Consider the following 17,687-nt stretch of genomic DNA (forward strand, 5'->3'; position numbering starts at 1 on the left):
GCTCGCTGATCGGTCGCAAAAAAGTTCCCGACGGCCGGGAACCTTCCATCAGATCCCTTATTGGTAACATTCGGCCGGTCCCAATAGTTACCGCTCATTTTTTCTGTCTTGATTAGATCGCAACCTATCCGTCTTATGCGTCCGATGGTCCGGAACTTCGAAAATCTAAAGCCGGCCAGCGTGCAGGGGGAATTTTATGAGCGATTTTGGTCCCGCTCCTCGTGGTCGTGGCGAACCCCGCCGTAATAAACAAAACGGCAAGAGCGATCCCGCCCAGGACCTGTTGCAGTCGCTCCAGGCGATGCGGGCCGGTGACTTCACCGTGCGGATGCGCGGCGATTATCTCGGGATCGACGGCAAGATCGCGGACGCCTTCAACGAGATCGCCGCAGCGAACGAGCGCATGGCCCAGCAGCTCGAGCGCGTCGGCCAGGTCGTCGGCCGGGAGGGACAGACCCGCCAACGCGTGAATCTCGGCCTTTCAAGTGGTTCTTGGGCGGACATGGAAGGCTCGATCAACACGCTGATCGACGACCTCTTGTGGCCGACCCGGGAAGTGACGCGCGCGGTTGCGGCGGTCGCACAGGGCGACCTGCTGCAGACCGTGCAGCTCGACGTCGAGGGGCGGCCGCTGCGCGGCGAATTCCTGCAGTCGGCGAACATCGTCAACACGATGATCAAGCAGCTCGGCGTGTTCACATCGGAAGTGACACGCGTGGCGCGTGAAGTCGGCGTCGAGGGCCGGCTTGGCGGGCAGGCCCAGGTGCCGGAGGTGACCGGTGTCTGGAAAGACCTGACGGAGAGCGTCAACTCGATGGCCAACAACCTGACCGGTCAGGTTCGCAACATCGCGGAGGTGACGATCGCGGTCGCCAATGGCGACCTGTCGAAAAAGATCACGGTCGACGTCCGCGGCGAGATCTTGCAGTTGAAGGAAGCGATCAACACCATGGTCGACCAATTGCGCTCGTTCGCGTCCGAAGTGACGCGCGTCGCGCGCGAGGTGGGTACCGACGGCAAGCTTGGCGGCCAGGCGATCGTGCCCGGCGTGGCCGGTACCTGGAAGGACCTGACCGATTCCGTCAACGCGATGTGCGGCAATTTGACCGCGCAGGTGCGCAATATCGCCAACGTGACGACCGCGGTCGCGCGCGGCGACCTGTCGCGTAAAATCACCGTCGACGTGCGCGGCGAAATCCTGGAGCTGAAGGACACCATCAACACCATGGTGGACCAGCTCAACGCCTTCGCGGGCGAAGTGACGCGCGTTGCGCGCGAGGTCGGCACCGAAGGCAAGCTCGGCGGCCAGGCCCAAGTGCCCGGCGTCGGCGGCATCTGGAAGGACCTGACTGATAACGTCAACTTCATGGCGTCCAACCTGACGGCCCAGGTCCGCAACATCGCCGACGTCGCCACCGCGATCGCCGGCGGCGACCTTTCCAAGAAGATCACGGTGAATGTGTCAGGCGAGATCCTTCAATTGAAGGAGACGCTGAACACCATGGTGGACCAGCTCAACGCCTTCGCGTCCGAAGTCACGCGCGTGGCGCGCGAAGTGGGCACCGAAGGGAAGCTCGGTGGCCAGGCTAACGTGCTCGGCGTCGCCGGCACCTGGAAGGACCTGACTGATAACGTGAACTTCATGGCGTCCAACCTGACCGCCCAGGTCCGCAACATCGCGGAAGTGACGACGGCCGTGGCCAATGGCGACCTCTCGAAGAAGATCACGGTCGACGTGCGCGGCGAAATCCTGGAGCTGAAGGACACCATCAACACGATGGTGGACCAGCTCAACGCCTTCGCCGGCGAAGTCACGCGCGTGGCGCGCGAGGTCGGCACCGAAGGCAAGCTCGGCGGCCAGGCGCTGGTGCGCGGCGTCGCCGGCACCTGGAAGGATCTGACCGACAGCGTCAACTCGATGGCATCGAACCTGACCGGCCAGGTTCGCAACATCGCGGAAGTCGCAACCGCGGTGGCGAAGGGCGACCTGTCGAAGAAGATCACCGTGAACGTGTCAGGCGAAATCCTTCAATTGAAGGAGACGCTGAACACCATGGTGGACCAGCTCAACGCCTTCGCGGGCGAAGTGACGCGCGTGGCGCGCGAAGTGGGTACCGACGGCAAGCTCGGCGGCCAGGCGGAAGTGCCCGGCGTCGCCGGCACCTGGAAGGATCTGACCGACTCCGTGAACTCGATGGCGGGCAATCTGACCGCCCAGGTGCGCAACATCGCCGAGGTCGCGACCGCGATCGCCGGCGGTGACCTGTCGCGCAAGATCACGGTGGACGTGCGCGGCGAGATCCTGCAGCTCAAGGAAACGCTGAACACGATGGTCGATCAGCTCAACCGCTTTGCGGGCGAGGTGACGCGCGTGGCCCGCGAGGTCGGCACCGAAGGGCGTCTCGGCGGCCAGGCAAACGTGCCCGGCGTTGCCGGCACCTGGAAGGACCTCACCGACAGCGTCAACTCGATGGCCGGCAATTTGACCGCCCAGGTCCGCAACATCGCTGAAGTCACCACCGCCGTGGCGCGCGGCGACCTGTCGCGCAAGATCACGGTCGACGTGAAGGGCGAAATCCTGGAGTTGAAGAACACCATCAACACGATGGTGGACCAGCTCAACGCCTTCGCCTCCGAAGTGACGCGCGTGGCGCGTGAGGTCGGCACCGAAGGCAAGCTCGGCGGCCAGGCCGAAGTGCCCGAGGTCGCCGGCACCTGGAAGGACTTGACCGACAACGTCAACTTCATGGCGTCGAACCTGACGGCCCAGGTCCGCAACATCGCGGAAGTCGCGACCGCGATCGCCGGCGGCGACTTGTCGAAGAAGATCACCGTGGACGTCCGCGGCGAGATTCTGCTGCTCAAGGAAACGCTGAACACGATGGTCGAGCAGCTCCGCTCCTTCGCGGCGGAAGTGACGCGCGTGGCGCGCGAGGTCGGCACCGAGGGCAGGCTGGGCGGCCAGGCCGTGGTGCCCGGCGTGGCCGGCACCTGGAAGGACCTCACCGATAACGTCAACCTGCTGGCGGCCAACCTCACCACGCAGGTGCGCAACATCGCGGAAGTCACGACCGCGGTGGCGCGCGGCGACCTCTCGCGCAAGATCACCGTCGACGTGAAGGGCGAAATCCTCGAGCTGAAGAACACCATCAACACCATGGTGGACCAGCTCAATGCGTTTGCGGGCGAAGTGACGCGCGTGGCGCGCGAGGTCGGCACCGAGGGGAAGCTCGGCGGCCAGGCCGAGGTGCGCGGCGTCGCCGGCACCTGGAAGGATCTGACCGATACCGTGAACGTGATGGCCGCCAACCTGACCGAGCAGGTGCGCGGCATCGTCAAGGTCGTGACCGCGGTAGCCAATGGCGATCTGAAGCAGAACCTGACCGTGAAGTCGAAAGGCGAGGTGGCCGCGCTCGCCGACACCATCAACAACATGACCGAGACCCTGGCGACATTCGCCGATCAGGTCACGACCGTGGCGCGCGAAGTCGGCGTCGAGGGCCGGCTCGGCGGCCAGGCCAATGTGCCCGGCGCCGCCGGCACGTGGAAGGATCTGACCGGCAACGTCAACCTGCTCGCCGCCAACTTGACTTCTCAGGTCCGCGCTATCGCGGAGGTCGCGACCGCGGTGACAAAAGGCGACCTGACCCGCACCATTCAGGTCGACGTCCGCGGCGAGGTGGCCGAACTCAAGGACAACATCAACACCATGATCGGCAACCTCCGTCTCACGACGGATCGGAACACCGAACAGGACTGGCTGAAGACCAATCTCGCCAGGTTCACCAACATGCTGCAGGGCCAGCGCGATCTGTCGACCGTGGGGCGGCTGCTGCTGGCCGAATTGGCGCCCGTGATCAACGCGCATATGGGCGTGATCTACCAGGTCGAGAGCGCCGAGATCCCGCAACTGCGCCTGTTGTCCGCCTATGCCGACGACGGCGCCAATCCGCATCCATCATTCGTGCGCATGGGCGAGGGGCTAATTGGCCAATGCGCACTGGACAAGCGGCAGCGGCTGCTTTCGGACATTCCGGCCGACGTGGTGCCGGTCAATTCGGCGCTAATGCGCGTGCTGCCGAAGAACGTGGTGGTATTCCCAGTCCTGTTCGAGAACCAGGTCAAGGCCGTGATCGAGCTGTCCTCGCTCGCGTCGTTCACCGCCTCGCAGATCACCTTTGTGGAGCAATTGACCGACAGCGTCGGCATCCTGCTCAACAGCATCGAGGCAACGATGCAGACCGAAGGCCTGCTGAAGCAGTCGCAACAGCTCGCGGGCGAGCTTCAGGCCCAGCAGCGGGAATTGCAGCAGACCAATGAGCAGCTCGAACTGAAGGCGCAACAGCTCGCCGAACGCAACGTCGAGGTCGAACGCAAGAACCAGGAAATCGAGCAGGCACGCCGCGCGCTGGAAGAAAAGGCGAGCGAGCTTGCGCTGACCTCGAAATACAAGTCGGAATTCCTGGCCAACATGTCGCACGAGCTGCGCACACCGTTGAACAGCATCCTGATCCTCGGCCAGCAGCTCTCGGATAATCCCGAAGGCAATCTTGCGCCCAAACAGGTTGAATTCGCCCGCACCATCCACGGCGCCGGCACCGACCTGCTCAACCTGATCAGCGACATCCTCGACCTCTCGAAGATCGAGTCCGGTACCGTGACCGTGGACGCCGAGGAAATCCTGACATCGAGCCTGCTCGAAACCGTCGGCCGGCCGTTCCGCCACGAGGCGGAAAACCGTCATCTGTCGTTTCGCATCGAGGTCGACGAGACGCTTTCCCGTAGCATGGTCACCGACTCCAAGCGCCTGCAGCAGGTGCTGAAGAACCTGTTGTCCAACGCCTTCAAGTTCACCGCCGAGGGTGGCGTCAAGCTGACCGTCTCGGCCGCGGTCGGCGGCTGGAGCGCCGAGCATCCAATTCTCAACACCGCACCCGCAGTCGTCGCCTTCGAGGTGAGCGATACCGGCATCGGCATCCCCCTGGACAAGCAGAAGCTGATCTTCGAAGCGTTCCAGCAGGCGGACGCAGGCACCAGCCGCAAATATGGCGGCACCGGCCTCGGCCTTGCGATCAGCCGCGAACTTGCGAGCCTGCTCGGCGGCGAGATCCATCTGCGAAGTGCGCCCGGCAGAGGCAGTACCTTCACGCTCTATCTGCCGCTGAAATATTCCGGCCCGAGCGTTGCGCTTCGCGTGCCGCCCGCGCTGCCGTTATCGCAGGGCGGTGCGCCGGCATTGCAAGCGCCAGCAGCGCAGGAGCGCGTGGCGGAAGTGCCGGATGACCGGCTTAATCTCGAGCCTGGAGACAGAATCCTCCTGATCGTCGAAGACGACCCGCATTACGCGCGGGTCCTGGTCGATCTCGCACGGGACAAGGGTTTCAAGGTCCTGGTCGCTAACCGCGGCGCCGAGGCATTGGACCTCGCCAAGCAGTTCCAGCCGACCGCGGTTTCGCTCGATGTGTTCCTGCCCGACATGCTCGGCTGGACCGTGCTGAGCCAGCTCAAGCACAATCCGCTGACCCGGCACATTCCGGTGCAGGTCATCACGCTCGACGAGGACCGGCAGCATGCGCTGGCGCGTGGTGCCTTCTCCTTCGTCAACAAGCCCACGACGACCGAGGGCGTCAGCGCGGCGCTCGCCCAGATCAAGGAATATGCAAGGCCGCGACGCAAGCGGCTCCTGATCGTGGAAGACAATCCGGCCGAACGGCTCAGCATCAAAGAACTGTTGGATCACAAGGACGTCGAGATCGTCACCACCGGTACCGGAGCCGGGGCGCTCGCTACCTTGCGAAGCATCCCTTGCGACTGCGTCGTACTCGATCTGCGGCTGCCTGATATGAGCGGCTTTGAGGTGCTCGACGAAATCCGCAAGGACGAGAACCTGTCCAATGTTCCGATCGTGGTCTTCACCGGACGGGAACTCTCGGCCGAGGAGGATGCCGAACTTCATACGATGGCGCGCAGCATTGTCGTAAAAGGCGTCGAATCCCCGGAGCGTCTGCTCGACGAAACGTCACTGTTCTTGCACCGTGTCATCACGGAATTGCCGATCGAAAAGCAAAGGATGCTCGAGAAACTTAACAGTTCCGATGAGGATCTGATTGGCAAGACGGCGCTTCTCGTCGACGACGACGCGCGGAACATCTTCGCGCTTTCCAGCGTGCTCGAACGGCGCGGTATGAGGGTACTGACGGCCACAACGGGCCACGAGGCGATCGCGCTGGTCGAATCCAATCCCAAGATTGCCATCGTCCTGATGGACATCATGATGCCGCAGATGGACGGCTATCAGACCATCGGTGTGATCAGGCAGAATGCGGCGCTTGCCCGTCTTCCCATCATCGCACTGACCGCGAAGGCGATGAAGGGCGACCGCGAGAAATGCCTGGAAGCGGGCGCGTCGGATTATCTGGCCAAGCCGGTGAATACCGAGCAATTGCTGCTCGCCATCCGCATGTGGCTACATCGCTGAAGCGGCATGAAGATGATGGACCATGAAAAGGTAAACATCCTTCTGGTCGATGACCAGCCGGCGAAGTTGCTGGCCTATGAAGTGATCCTGAAGGAGCTCGGCGAGAATTTGGTGGTGGCCGCGTCGGGGCGGGAGGCGCTCGAGTTTCTGCTCAAGAACGAGGTCGCGGTCATCCTGGTCGACGTCTGCATGCCCGAGCTCGATGGTTTCGAGCTCGCGGCCATGATCCGCGAGCATCCGCGCTTCCAGAAGACCGCAATGATTTTCATCTCGGCGATCCAGGTCAGCGATATCGATCGGCTGCGCGGCTACGAGATGGGCGCAGTCGACTACGTTCCGGTGCCGGTGGTACCGGAAGTGCTGCGCGCGAAGATCCGCGTCTTCGCCGAGCTCTACCGCAAGACCCGGCAGTTGGAGCGGCTCAATTCCGAACTTGAGGACCGCGTCCGCGCGCGCACCGCGGAGCTCGAGCAATCAACCGCGCGGCTGGTCGAAAGCGAACAGCGCCGCAGCATGGCGATTGCCGCCGGCAAGATGGGCTCCTGGGACTGGGATTGGGTCAACGGTGACTGGATGTGGGACGATGGCCAGTACAAGATCTTCGGCGTTGATGCCAAGAGCTTCGAGCTGACTTCCGCCAACATTCAAGCGCTGTTTCATCCCGAGGATTTCAACGGCTTGCGCGAGGCCTGGACCGAATTCGCGAAGGGCGTGAAATCATACGAGGCTGAATTCCGCGTCGTCCGCCCCGACGGGGAGGTGCGCTGGTGCGTCGGCACGGCGGCAGCGACGACCGACAAGAACGGCCGGGTCGTGCGGGTCAGCGGCGTCACCGTCGACATCACCGACCGCAAGCGCGCCGAAGAACGGCAGAGCCTGCTCACGCGAGAAGTCGATCATCGCGCCAAGAACGCTCTCGCGCTGGCGCAGTCGATCGTACGGTTGACGCGCGCGCAGAATGTCAACGCCTATGTGCAGGCGGTCGAGGGCCGGATCACGGCGCTCGCGCGGGTTCACACTGTGCTGTCGCTGTCGAGCTGGCAGGGCGCGGAAATCCGGCGACTGGTGGCCGAAGAAGTAGCGCCGTATTCGGAAGCCGGACAAATCCAGTATGAGGGTGCGGAGGTCCAGCTCGAGCCTGCCACGGCGCAAACGCTGGCGCTGGCGCTGCACGAGCTCGTCACCAACTCCGCGAAGTATGGCAGCCTCTCCTCGCTGTCGGGCCGACTCGCCATCACCTGGGAAGTGCAGAGCGACAGGCTGATCCTGGCGTGGGTTGAAACAGGCGGACCGCGAGTAACAAAGCCGACCTCCAAGGGATTCGGCACGAGGAGCGTGATCGCCAGCATCGAGACCCAGCTTGGCGGCAATGCCGATTTCGATTGGCGCCCTGAAGGCCTGGTCTGTCGCCTAACGGTGCCGCTGCAGGGAAAGCCGCGCACGGAGGCCGCTCCATATCGAGATATGAATGCGCCAGGACCGGAGCCGGCGCTCAGTTCGCGCACCGCATAGCCACGACGGGTCAGGCGTCGGAAACGGCGATTAGGAACGTTCTCGTCACTGGCCGATTAGTTTCATCGACATCTTAAGGATGGCTTGCGATGAAACTGACACGAATTGCATTGGCTTTTGGATTCACGCTGTGCTCCGCGCTCGCACTGGCGCAAACGGACGGCGCACCGAGCGGGCGCGGATCGACTACGGGAGACCCGGCCGCGAGCTCCGCCACGCCAGGCTCTGCGCCGACAACCGGCAGTGCAACGAGACCGAGCCGGAGCGGTAGCGGGACATCGACTTCAGGCGGGCGGGACGACAATGGCGACGCGGGCAAGGACAAAATGCCCGAGAGCAACATGACCGTTCGCCCGAACGATCCCGACAAGAAGTAATCGCGAAGACGATTGCAGCGGAGAGGAAGATGGGACTTGCGCAATACGCCATCGTGCCAATTCGCGACCAATGGGGAGTGCTGCACGACGGCGTTGTGAACGGTGAATATGCGACCAAGGAATCCGCGTTCGAATCGGCCGTCGCTGCTGCATCTTTGGCGATTCGGCAGGGCCATGAAGTGCATGTGAGCGTGCCGGCGCGGGAGCAGGGCGAAGCCGCCATGCAGTCCAAGCCTTAGCTGCGGAGGAGCGACGGGTTGCCAAGAGAGGCCGTTGGGGCTGTTTTTCGAGTGATTCGTTCCTGCCTAGCCGCTTATTTTGTTCGCGCGAAGTAACCTGAGTTAGCGACGATAGGTTGTTGGAAGCGCGATTCTATACTCACTTGCGAAGCGGGAGACTTCCATGACGGCAAAGCGCAATCGAAGAAAGAACAGCGTGCCGTTCGACGAGCGGCTCCAGAGAGCGGCAGACGAGGCACGCGCGGCAGCCGAGCAGTTGCCGCAAGGTGAAGCGCGTGACGCATTGCTGAAGAAGGCAAGGCAAGCGGAAACCGCCGCTCATCTGAACGAGTGGCTGACCTCGCCCGGCCTGCAATCGCCGCGCTGAGATGACGATGGATCGCAAGGCTGCCTGTCTGGCGCAGGCCGATGCCTGCCGGGCGAGGGCGCAAGCCGATCCAGCGAATAGCGATCACTGGATCGAAGAGTCGATCAAATGGCTTGAGCGAGCCATCGGTCCAACGGGCGGCCTCGCGATGACTTTCGAGACGAACGACGAGCAGGTCACGGCAGACGGAGCCGTCTCCCGGATCGCGAATTCAACATAAGCCATTCGCGAACAGGTGCTGGCGCCAGCGGCGCTCAGGAAACCCGGCAAGCACAGGGACGCGGTCGGCGGTCCGTCGCAATGATTGGGGGCTCTTCATCCCAGCAGATATCTCAGCATCCCCGTGAGCAGCGCCGCGCTGACGATCGCCAATGTCGCGCAAAGCAGGTCAAGGTTGAGGCTGACTTTGTCGTGTTGATGCTCGTGCATCGCTATAGCTGTGCATGTTGGGCGCTGGGACGAGAAATCTCGCTCAGCGCCACGCCCGCGCTGTGACCGTCCTTGGCCTGCGCAATATCGCCGAGCGCAATAATGCCGACCAACCGCTTTTCGCGATTGAGTACGGGCATGCGACGGACCTGAATCTCGCCCATAGTTGCCATGACCTCGTCGAGATCCTGATCTTCGAAGCAGTACTTCACCTCGGCAGTCATGACGTCCCGGATCCGCGCCTCCGGTCCGCGGCCCATGCCGACGCCGCGAACAGCGATATCGCGGTCGGACACCATGCCGACGAGGCGGTCATTCTCGGTGACCGGCAGCAGTCCGACGCCAAGCGCGCCCATTGCCTCTGCCGCATCCTTCAAGCTGTCTTCGGGAGTACAGAGCTGAACGTCGGGGGTCATCGCATCGCAAACTCTCATGGCAGACCTCGCTGTCGTCGTTTACCGCCTAACCGATGTTGCGGACCGGCGTTCCTTCGGGCCGCAGGATTTTCAAGGCGCGACGGGACGGCGGCTACGACCGGGAACCAAGTCGGGTTGTCGTGCGTAGTCTCGGGTGAGACGATGCCAGGCGGGAGCGAAAAATGCCGCTCTACCATTTCGATCTCGTCAACACCAAGACGGTTGCCGATCAAGGCGGCGCGGAACTCGCTGACGATATCGCCGCGATGGATTCGGCCGACAACATCGCGCGGCGCCTGCTCGGCGAACACCCGGACCTGAAGAACCGGCACTACTCGATCCTCGTCACCAACGAAGACGGCGACGAGATTTGCCGATTGCCGCTGGACATCATCCACTAGGTAAGGCGCGCCGCGCCTATGACCGACCTCATCGCGAGATCAACGACAATTCGATGGTGCGTGCGCGCTTATATTGCTGAAAGGCGGAAATGGCGCGATTCGACAGCACAAGCCTGTTGTGCTGGCCCTGGCTGATCATGAAGGCGACTTTCTCGATCAGGAAGTGGTGTGCTTCCACGGGATCATCGATTTCGCCAGCCCGCCTGAGATAGTCCCACGCGATCTGTACCGCGCTCTCCAGCAGCACGGGGAAGGACTCGTCCTTGAACCATGCCGACATGTCGGTTCCTCGAATCTTACTGGGGAACCCGGTTTGGCGTGTTTGGTTCCTAAGTCTTCTCGCGATCTATTGAGCATGGATGGCGGAACGCACGAACTTGCGTCCACGGCGGTAGGAACCGGTTCGGGCGGCGCCGGGTTGAGCCGACAAGTCAATCCAAGGAGATACCGATGAAGAAGATCATTCTGGCCTCTGCATGCGTTCTGGCATTGTCTGCCGGCGGCGCACTCGCGCAGCAGGCGCAGCCCGCGCCGGGTGCGTCCAGCCAGGGCAATGTCGGGCCTGGCGCGACGCCGCATACGAGTACGCACCCCAGCAAGAAAGGCATGACGACCGGCGCTGGCGGCGGCTCGAGCCGCGCGGCCCATCCTTCCAGCCAAGGTCCCGGCACCAGCGGCAACAAGGGCAAGCAATCGGGCGGCCAATATTAGATCGATGCGATGAAGAAAATGCCGGCCATGAGCCGGCATTTTTTCTCAGCCGGGGCTCTACGCGGTTGGCGTGGTTCCTACTTTCTCCCTTCGATCAATTGTCGCAGCGTAGCTGCGTCGGCGGGCGCGGCGCTCTTCTGGTCGTTGTCGAAATAGACGTAGACGTCGCAGCCCTGCTTCTTCCAGGAGCGGATGCGCTTGGCCCACTCGGCCAAGGTCGCGCTGCGATAATGACCCTTGTATCGGCCGCCAGGGCCGTGGCCTCTGACGTAGACGAAATCGGCGGTGCGCTTCCACGGCGCTGGCGCGTCGTGATGGTCCGAAATGCAGAGCGAGATGTTCGCATCGGCCAGCAGCCGCATGACATTCGGGGCGTACCAGCTCGGGTGCCGGAATTCGAAGCTGTAGCGGCGCTTCCTCGACAGCAGCTTGAGGAAGGAGGCGAGGCGATCCGGCTTAGCCTCAAACTGCGGCGGCAGTTGAAACAGGATGGGACCGACCTTGTTGCCCAGTAGCGACAGGCGATCTTCGAGCAACTCGAGGCTGTTCACGGAATTCTCCGACAGACGCTTCCAATGCGTGATGAACTTGGACGCCTTCCAGGCGAAGACAAAATCCTGATCCGTCTGCTCGCGCCAGCCCTTCACCGCCTCCGGCGTCGGCGTGCGATAGAACACGCCGTTCAATTCTGTGGTCGGAAATTGGCTTGCGTAGTAGCGAAGCTGATTCTTGAGCGGCAGGCCCTTCGGGAAGAACGGCCCGCGCCAAGATTCGTAATGCCAGCCGGATGTCCCGATCAGAATGCGCGCCATTGTGTCCTAGCGAACCGTCACTTCTTTCCCGGCAAGACGCTCTCCAGGGGAGCGCAACGAACCACTGAAAACAGTTGGTCCGCGAGAGGGTTCCAACAGGCAACGGTGCCCGATGAACGGCTTGCTGGGAACCATGCTCTAACCGCGCGGTTAGCCAGATCGATTGCCAATCATCTTCGCTTGAGGTGCTGCCGTGGATGCCACGACCCGAGAGCGTAGGCCGTCCGCGGAAGAAACACGGCCTCCGGAACGCTCCCCCGAGCAGAAGCCTGAACTCAGGGACGTCAGCGAAACGCGGGACAGCCCGCCAACGGCGCCCGACAAGCCATCGATGCTCGATCGGTTCCGCGAGCACTGGCTGTTTGCGGTCGCGGGCGCCTGCGTTCTCCTGGCTGCGCTGATTGGCGGCGGCGTCTATTGGCTCGAGGTCCGTGATTACGAATCGACCGACGATGCTTTTGTCGCCGCCCGCAGCTTCTCGGTTGCTCCGAAGGTCGGCGGCTATCTTGTGGACGTGCCCGTCACGGATAACCAGCACGTCAATGCGGGCGATCTGCTCGCCCGTATCGACGATCGCGACTACAGGATCGCAGTCGACCAGGCCGAGGGGCAGGTTGCCGCCGCGCGGGCCAACATCGCCAATATCGAGGCCCAGATCACCAGCCAGCAGGCGCAGATCGATCAGGCGAGAGCGCAGCTCGCACAGGCCGAAGCGCAACTGCAATTCGCGCAGCAGGAAGCCGCACGCGCCGAGGATCTCCTGCAGAAAGGCGCCGGCACGTTGCAACGCGAGCAACAGACCAAGTCCGATCTCGAAGCGCAGCAGGCCAATACTACCCGTGCGAGGACGGCGGTAACCGTCGCAGAGCTTGGGATCAAGCCGCTGCAGGCCCAACGCGAGAGCGCCAAGGCCTCGCTGCAGCAGGCGGAGGCGCAGCGCGATCAGGCCAGGCTCAATCTCCAATACACCAATGTCACAGCTGCCCAGTCCGGACGCGTCGTCAAGCTGAGCGGCGCCAAGGGGACGTATGCGACGGCCGGGCAGAGCATCATGATGTTCGTGCCCGACGAGGTCTGGATCGTGGCGAACTACAAGGAGACCCAGCTTCGCTATATGCGTCCGGGCCAACCCGTCGAGTTCAGGATCGACGCCTATCCGGATCGCAAGCTGACCGGACACGTCGACTCGGTGCAGCCGGGCTCGGGCACGGCGTTCAGCCTGCTGCCGGCAGAGAACGCCACCGGCAACTACGTCAAGGTCGTGCAGCGCGTGCCGGTGAAGATCGTGGTTGATCATTGGCCCGCCGACGTCCCCGTCGGCCCCGGCATGTCGGTCGTGCCCTGGACGAAAGTACAATGACGGACACGACCCAGGCCGGCGGCTGGTCGCCGGAGCGCTCGGCGGCCGGCGGGCACAATCCTTACCTGATCGCCTTCGTCGTCTCGATCGCGACCTTCATGGAGGTGCTGGACACGACGATCGCCAACGTCGCGCTGCGCCACATCGCGGGCGGGCTGGCCGTCGGGATCGATGAGAGCACCTACGTCATCACCAGCTATCTTGTCGCCAACGCGATCGTGCTGTCGATTTCGGGCTGGCTTGCCACCGTGATCGGGCGCAAGCGCTTCTATATGATCTGCGTGGCCACCTTCAGCGTGGCCTCGCTGCTGTGTGGATTTGCCTGGAGCCTGGAATCCCTGGTGCTGTTCCGTATCCTGCAAGGACTCGGTGGAGGAGGCATGGCGACCTCCGAGCAGGCGATCCTCGCCGACTCCTTTCCGCCGGCCAAGCGCGGGCAGGCCTTTGCGATCTACGGCGTCGCCGTAGTGGTGGCGCCGGTGATCGGGCCGACCCTCGGCGGCTGGATCACCGATACCTATTCCTGGCACTGGGTGTTTCTGATCAACGTGCCGATGGGATTGCTCTCGCTGTTCCTGGTGGGATCGCTGGTCAGCGAACCGTCGGGCGCTGAGGCTGAGCGGCGCGAACTGCTCCGCAATGGCATCCGCGTCGATTATGTCGGCTTCGCGCTGGTCGCGGTCGGACTCGGCTCGCTCGAATTCGTGCTCGACGAAGGCCAGCGCAACGACTGGTTCGGATCGAACATGATCCTTGGCTTCGCACTGATTTCGGCCTTCTGCCTGCTGGCGCTGATCCCCTGGGAGCTGACGCGCAAGGACCCGATCGTCGATCTTCGCCTGCTTGGCCGCCGGCAGTTCGCCGCCTGCTTCCTGGTGATGCTCGGCACCGGCGCGGTCTTGATTTCGACCACCCAGATCCTGCCGCAACTGCTGCAGGCCGAGCTGGACTATACCGCGATGCTCGCCGGCCTCGTGCTCTCCCCGGGTGGCATCTTCACCCTGCTGATGATGCCGATCGTCGGCAGGCTCGTGAGCATCGTGCAGCCGAAATACCTGATCATGGTTGGCGCGACGATCGTGATGCTCTCGATGTGGCATCTTACGGGGCTCACCGAGGACATGACCTATGGCTACGCGGCCTGGTCGCGCATCTTTCTCGGCATGGGCCTGCCGTTCCTGTTCCTGCCAGTGACGACCGCATCCTACGATGGCGTGCCGCCGGAGAAGACCAATCAAGCCTCGGCGCTGATCAACGTCGCACGCAACATCGGCGGTTCCATGGGAGTAGCGCTGGCGCAGACGGTGCTGGCGCAGCGCCAGCAATTCCATCAGAGCCGGCTGGTCGAACACGCCGCGCCGTCCGACATCGGTTACCAGCAGACCATCGATGCGATGACGCGCTATTTCCAGGCGCAGGGCTCCAATGCTTCCGACGCGGCCTCGCAGGCGATCGCCTGGGTCGGTCAGACATTGCAGCGCCAGGTCGACTTCCTCGCCTATATCGATGTGTTCTGGACGCTCGCCGTCATCGGCGCCCTGATGATCCCGCTCGCGCTGAGCATGCGCTCGATCGATCTCAACGCGCCGGCAAGAGGGCATTGATGGCCGAATCGTCGCAACCACAGACGCGATTGTGAAATGAGCCTGCAAAGGTTCCACGCTATGGATGCGTGTTCGCGAGATCGTCGTCTCGCGTGAGGATGTGAAATGCCCTGGAAGCCAGTTGCAGCAAGCGTCACGATTGCGGGCTTGCTTGTATCGATGATGCCGGCTGCTGCAAGCGCACAGCCGGCTGTACTGAAGGGACAGAAAGCCTTTGGCGATTGGCGGAGCGACAAGCCCGGCACCTTGCGTCTGATCACGCCGCAGGATCTGCCCAAACCTGGCGCGACGCCATCGAGCGCGAACATGTCGCGGGTCGCGCCGCGAACGGCCTCGGCAATTCCCCAAGTGCCGCCGGGGTTCAAGGCCGACCTGTTCGCCGACGGCTTGAACGGGCCGCGCATCATCAAGACCGCGCCGAACGGCGACATCTTCGTCGCCGAGACGCGCGCCGGGCGCATCCGTCTGTTGCGTGCCGCCGATGGTGCGACCAAACCCACGATCAACGAAGTCTACGCTACCGGCCTCGATCGTCCGTTCGGCATCGCCTTCTTTCCGAGTGGCGACAACCCGCAATGGCTCTATGTCGCCAACACCGGAAGCGTGGTCCGCTTTGCCTATCGCAATGGCGACCTCAAGGCTTCCGGAAAGCCGGAGACAGTCGTCGCCAAGCTGCCGCACGGCTGGGGCCATTCGACTCGCGACATTGTCTTTACGCCCGACAATAAGCGGATGCTGGTCTCGGTCGGCTCGGCAGGCAATTCGGGGGAGGGCATGGGTACCCCACCGGGTGGCTTGGAAGCCTGGAAGCGCGAGCGCCCGCTTGGCGCCGCCTGGGGCAACGAGACCGACCGCGCGGCGGTGCTTGCCTTCGATCCTGACGGCAAGAACCAGCGCACCTTTGCCGCCGGTATCCGGAACTGCGTCGGGCTTGCGATCCAGCCGCAAACGGGCGTGCCCTGGTGCTCGACCAATGAGCGCGATGGTCTCGGCGACAACCTCGTGCCCGACTATGTGACCCGCGTCCGCGAGAACGCGTTCTATGGCTGGCCGTGGTTCTACATCGGTGCCAATCAGGATCCGCGGCACGCCGGCGCGCGGCCTGAGCTGAAGGACAAGGTCACGGTCCCCGACGTGCTGCTGCAGGCGCATTCGGCTTCGCTTGGCCTCACGTTCTATGATGGCCAGAATTTTCCCGCCGAGTATCGCGGCGACATCTTCGCGGCCCTGCACGGCTCGTGGAACCGATCGAAGCGCACGGGCTACAAGGTGATCCGCATCCGGTTGCGGGACGGCGTGCCGACGGGCGAATACGAGGACTTCGCGACCGGCTTCGTCATCAACGATTCCGAAGTCTGGGGACGCCCGGTCGGCGTCGCCGTGGCACGCGACGGCGCGCTGCTCATAACCGAGGACGCCAACGGCACGATCTGGCGGATCAGCCGTTAAAGCGTGATGACTTTTCTTCGAATCGTCATCCCGCTTTAGCGCTTTGTTTGAGCATGATCTTTTTCGGAAAACCGGTGCCCACTTTTCCGGATCATGCTTTAACGTCTCAGCCTTGCCCGTCGCTGAGCCCGTATTCCTCGTAGATCGCCAGCGGATCGGCGTCGGGAAACAGCCGGCACTTTGCTTGCGCCAGATGCAGGGTGACGGTTCCGCGATCGCAGCCAGCGGCAAGCAGCTTTCGGATGTCTTCCATATGCGGTCGCGGCTGGTGTTTGGGCGGAAGCTGCTCGAGGGCGACGAGCGCCGTCGCCAGCGCCTCGGTGATGACCCATTCGTCGTGGCCGGTGATTCCCTTTCTCGGCATCGCCACACCTCCCGCGTTGGAGCAAGGTACATTCTAGCGTAAAGCCAAGGCGTACCGCCATTGTTGGATTGCATCCAGCGAGGCAGATGCCTAGGACGTGCACACCATTTCCGGCACAGCATCATGCAGCAATTAAGGCTTCTGGCCGACGATCTCACCGGCGCGCTCGACACGTCTGCTGAATTTGTGGGCGCGCTGGACCCGCTGGACGTGGCCTGGCGCGCGGACTCGATCACGGACCGGCACGGCAGTTTCGCCATCGACAGCGGCACGCGGGAGCTCGGGGCCGAGCAGGCGTTTGCCATCGCGCGGGAACTGGCGCCGCTGCTTCGGGGCGCCGGCATGGCCTACAAGAAGATCGACAGCCTGATGCGCGGTCCCTGGGCGGCGGAGCTCAATGCTCGCCTGCGCTCCGGCTTCTGGGACGCCTGCATCGTGGCGCCGGCGTTTCCTCACGAGGGACGCTGCACCCGCGCCGGCCGCCAGTTCGCGAAGGGGCCGGACGGGAGCTTTCAGCCGGTCGGCGAGAGCATCCTCGACCAGCTTCGCGGGCAGGGCATCGAGGCGCGGTCGGGGCGCCACGACGACGCGCTTCGCCCGGGTGTCAGCCTGATCGAAGCGATCGAATATGCGGAGCGGCTGGCGGGGTAGGAGTAGTGCCGGCCGCTCGCTTCTGATGCCCTGTAGGATGGGTAGAGGGCAACGAAACCCATCGCGATCGAGCAAGCCGCGCGAATGATGGGTTTCGCTGCCCTCTACCCATCCTACTGTCGTCCCGTCGAAAGACGGGACCCATAACCACAGGCAGGTGTTGTGGCGGGGGCAAGTGGTTGCAGCGGAGCGCACTAGAGAGGCCTGTGATTATGGGTCCCGGGTCAAGCTCGGGACGACGTGGGGTGGATTTCAGATTCAAATTTCAAACAGCTCTTCGCGGTCATCGTCCGCGAAGGCGGACGATCCAGTATTCCAGAGGCAGCGGTGCTTGAGCCGAGAGGCCGCCGGATACTGGATGCCCCGCCTTCGCGGGGCATGACGATGAAGTGTGGTAAGAGGATATGAGTTCGCGTTCTCGCGGCACCTGCTGCCCGAGCTTTGCGTCACTTTCCACCCTCCTCGATATCAGAGGGCGCAGGGAAAGCCGGGTGCCGGTTGCACCCATGGGTCCCGT

General features: G+C 63.2%; 15 protein-coding genes. 11 read left to right on the top strand and 4 right to left on the bottom strand.

Going from position 1 to position 17,687, the window contains the following annotated elements; translation table 11 throughout:
- Positions 1 to 196: 196 nt before the first annotated feature.
- The 5 genes from OZ411_RS32195 (at position 197) to OZ411_RS32215 (ending at position 9,193) form a co-directional block, all read left to right on the top strand.
- Positions 197 to 6,478, top strand: a complete 6,282-nt coding sequence (locus OZ411_RS32195; RefSeq protein WP_282531176.1) for a HAMP domain-containing protein — start codon at positions 197 to 199, stop codon at positions 6,476 to 6,478.
- A 15-nt stretch (positions 6,479 to 6,493) separates the two neighbouring features.
- Positions 6,494 to 7,990 (top strand): HWE histidine kinase domain-containing protein, encoded by a 1,497-nt coding sequence (locus tag OZ411_RS32200; RefSeq protein ID WP_130578234.1) that lies wholly within the window; start codon positions 6,494 to 6,496, stop codon positions 7,988 to 7,990.
- A 406-nt stretch (positions 7,991 to 8,396) separates the two neighbouring features.
- A complete protein-coding gene (locus OZ411_RS32205) occupies positions 8,397 to 8,606 on the top strand; it encodes a hypothetical protein (RefSeq protein WP_028166427.1) in 210 nt (69 codons plus the stop codon).
- A 163-nt stretch (positions 8,607 to 8,769) separates the two neighbouring features.
- Positions 8,770 to 8,973: a hypothetical protein gene (locus OZ411_RS32210; protein ID WP_028166426.1), complete on the top strand. Its 204-nt coding sequence runs from the start codon at positions 8,770 to 8,772 to the stop codon at positions 8,971 to 8,973.
- Positions 8,974 to 8,980: 7 nt separating this feature from the next.
- Positions 8,981 to 9,193 (top strand): hypothetical protein, encoded by a 213-nt coding sequence (locus tag OZ411_RS32215; protein ID WP_282531177.1) that lies wholly within the window; start codon positions 8,981 to 8,983, stop codon positions 9,191 to 9,193.
- A 211-nt stretch (positions 9,194 to 9,404) separates the two neighbouring features.
- On the opposite strand, the gene OZ411_RS32220 is transcribed toward OZ411_RS32215, so the two are convergent.
- Positions 9,405 to 9,836, bottom strand: a complete 432-nt coding sequence (locus OZ411_RS32220) for a CBS domain-containing protein (protein ID WP_130578225.1) — start codon at positions 9,834 to 9,836, stop codon at positions 9,405 to 9,407.
- A 164-nt stretch (positions 9,837 to 10,000) separates the two neighbouring features.
- On the opposite strand from OZ411_RS32220, the gene OZ411_RS32225 reads away from it, so the two are divergent.
- The gene (locus tag OZ411_RS32225) at positions 10,001 to 10,219 is read left to right on the top strand and encodes a hypothetical protein (protein WP_028166424.1); all 219 of its coding nucleotides are present in this window, start codon (positions 10,001 to 10,003) and stop codon (positions 10,217 to 10,219) included.
- A gap of 28 nt (positions 10,220 to 10,247) precedes the next feature.
- Here the strand turns inward: OZ411_RS32225 and OZ411_RS32230 are convergent, their stop codons facing one another.
- Positions 10,248 to 10,499 (bottom strand): hypothetical protein, encoded by a 252-nt coding sequence (locus OZ411_RS32230; protein ID WP_035691250.1) that lies wholly within the window; start codon positions 10,497 to 10,499, stop codon positions 10,248 to 10,250.
- Between the two features lie 170 nt (positions 10,500 to 10,669).
- Between OZ411_RS32230 and OZ411_RS32235 the strand changes: the two genes are divergently transcribed.
- Positions 10,670 to 10,930, top strand: coding sequence for a hypothetical protein (locus OZ411_RS32235; protein WP_130578227.1), 261 nt, complete (start codon positions 10,670 to 10,672; stop codon positions 10,928 to 10,930).
- Positions 10,931 to 11,007: 77 nt separating this feature from the next.
- Here OZ411_RS32235 and OZ411_RS32240 read toward each other — a convergent pair whose 3' ends face one another.
- The gene (locus tag OZ411_RS32240; protein WP_130578228.1) at positions 11,008 to 11,742 is read right to left on the bottom strand and encodes a DUF72 domain-containing protein; all 735 of its coding nucleotides are present in this window, start codon (positions 11,740 to 11,742) and stop codon (positions 11,008 to 11,010) included.
- 193 nt (positions 11,743 to 11,935) lie between these two features.
- On the opposite strand from OZ411_RS32240, the gene OZ411_RS32245 reads away from it, so the two are divergent.
- From OZ411_RS32245 to OZ411_RS32255, 3 genes are all read left to right on the top strand, one after another.
- A complete protein-coding gene (locus tag OZ411_RS32245) occupies positions 11,936 to 13,102 on the top strand; it encodes an HlyD family secretion protein (protein ID WP_282531178.1) in 1,167 nt (388 codons plus the stop codon).
- Positions 13,099 to 14,706 (top strand): DHA2 family efflux MFS transporter permease subunit, encoded by a 1,608-nt coding sequence (locus tag OZ411_RS32250; protein ID WP_282531179.1) that lies wholly within the window; start codon positions 13,099 to 13,101, stop codon positions 14,704 to 14,706. The genes OZ411_RS32245 and OZ411_RS32250 overlap by 4 nt, the downstream gene beginning before the upstream one ends.
- A 105-nt stretch (positions 14,707 to 14,811) precedes the next feature.
- Positions 14,812 to 16,155, top strand: a complete 1,344-nt coding sequence (locus tag OZ411_RS32255) for a sorbosone dehydrogenase family protein (protein WP_282531180.1) — start codon at positions 14,812 to 14,814, stop codon at positions 16,153 to 16,155.
- A 106-nt stretch (positions 16,156 to 16,261) separates the two neighbouring features.
- Here the strand turns inward: OZ411_RS32255 and OZ411_RS32260 are convergent, their stop codons facing one another.
- Positions 16,262 to 16,519, bottom strand: coding sequence for a hypothetical protein (locus tag OZ411_RS32260; protein ID WP_130231366.1), 258 nt, complete (start codon positions 16,517 to 16,519; stop codon positions 16,262 to 16,264).
- 123 nt (positions 16,520 to 16,642) lie between these two features.
- Here OZ411_RS32260 and OZ411_RS32265 point away from each other — a divergent pair, with 123 nt between their 5' ends.
- Positions 16,643 to 17,170, top strand: a complete 528-nt coding sequence (locus tag OZ411_RS32265; protein ID WP_282531181.1) for a four-carbon acid sugar kinase family protein — start codon at positions 16,643 to 16,645, stop codon at positions 17,168 to 17,170.
- Positions 17,171 to 17,687: the final 517 nt, after the last annotated feature.

The organism is Bradyrhizobium sp. Arg237L (assembly GCF_029990105.1).
Lineage (GTDB): Bacteria > Pseudomonadota > Alphaproteobacteria > Rhizobiales > Xanthobacteraceae > Bradyrhizobium.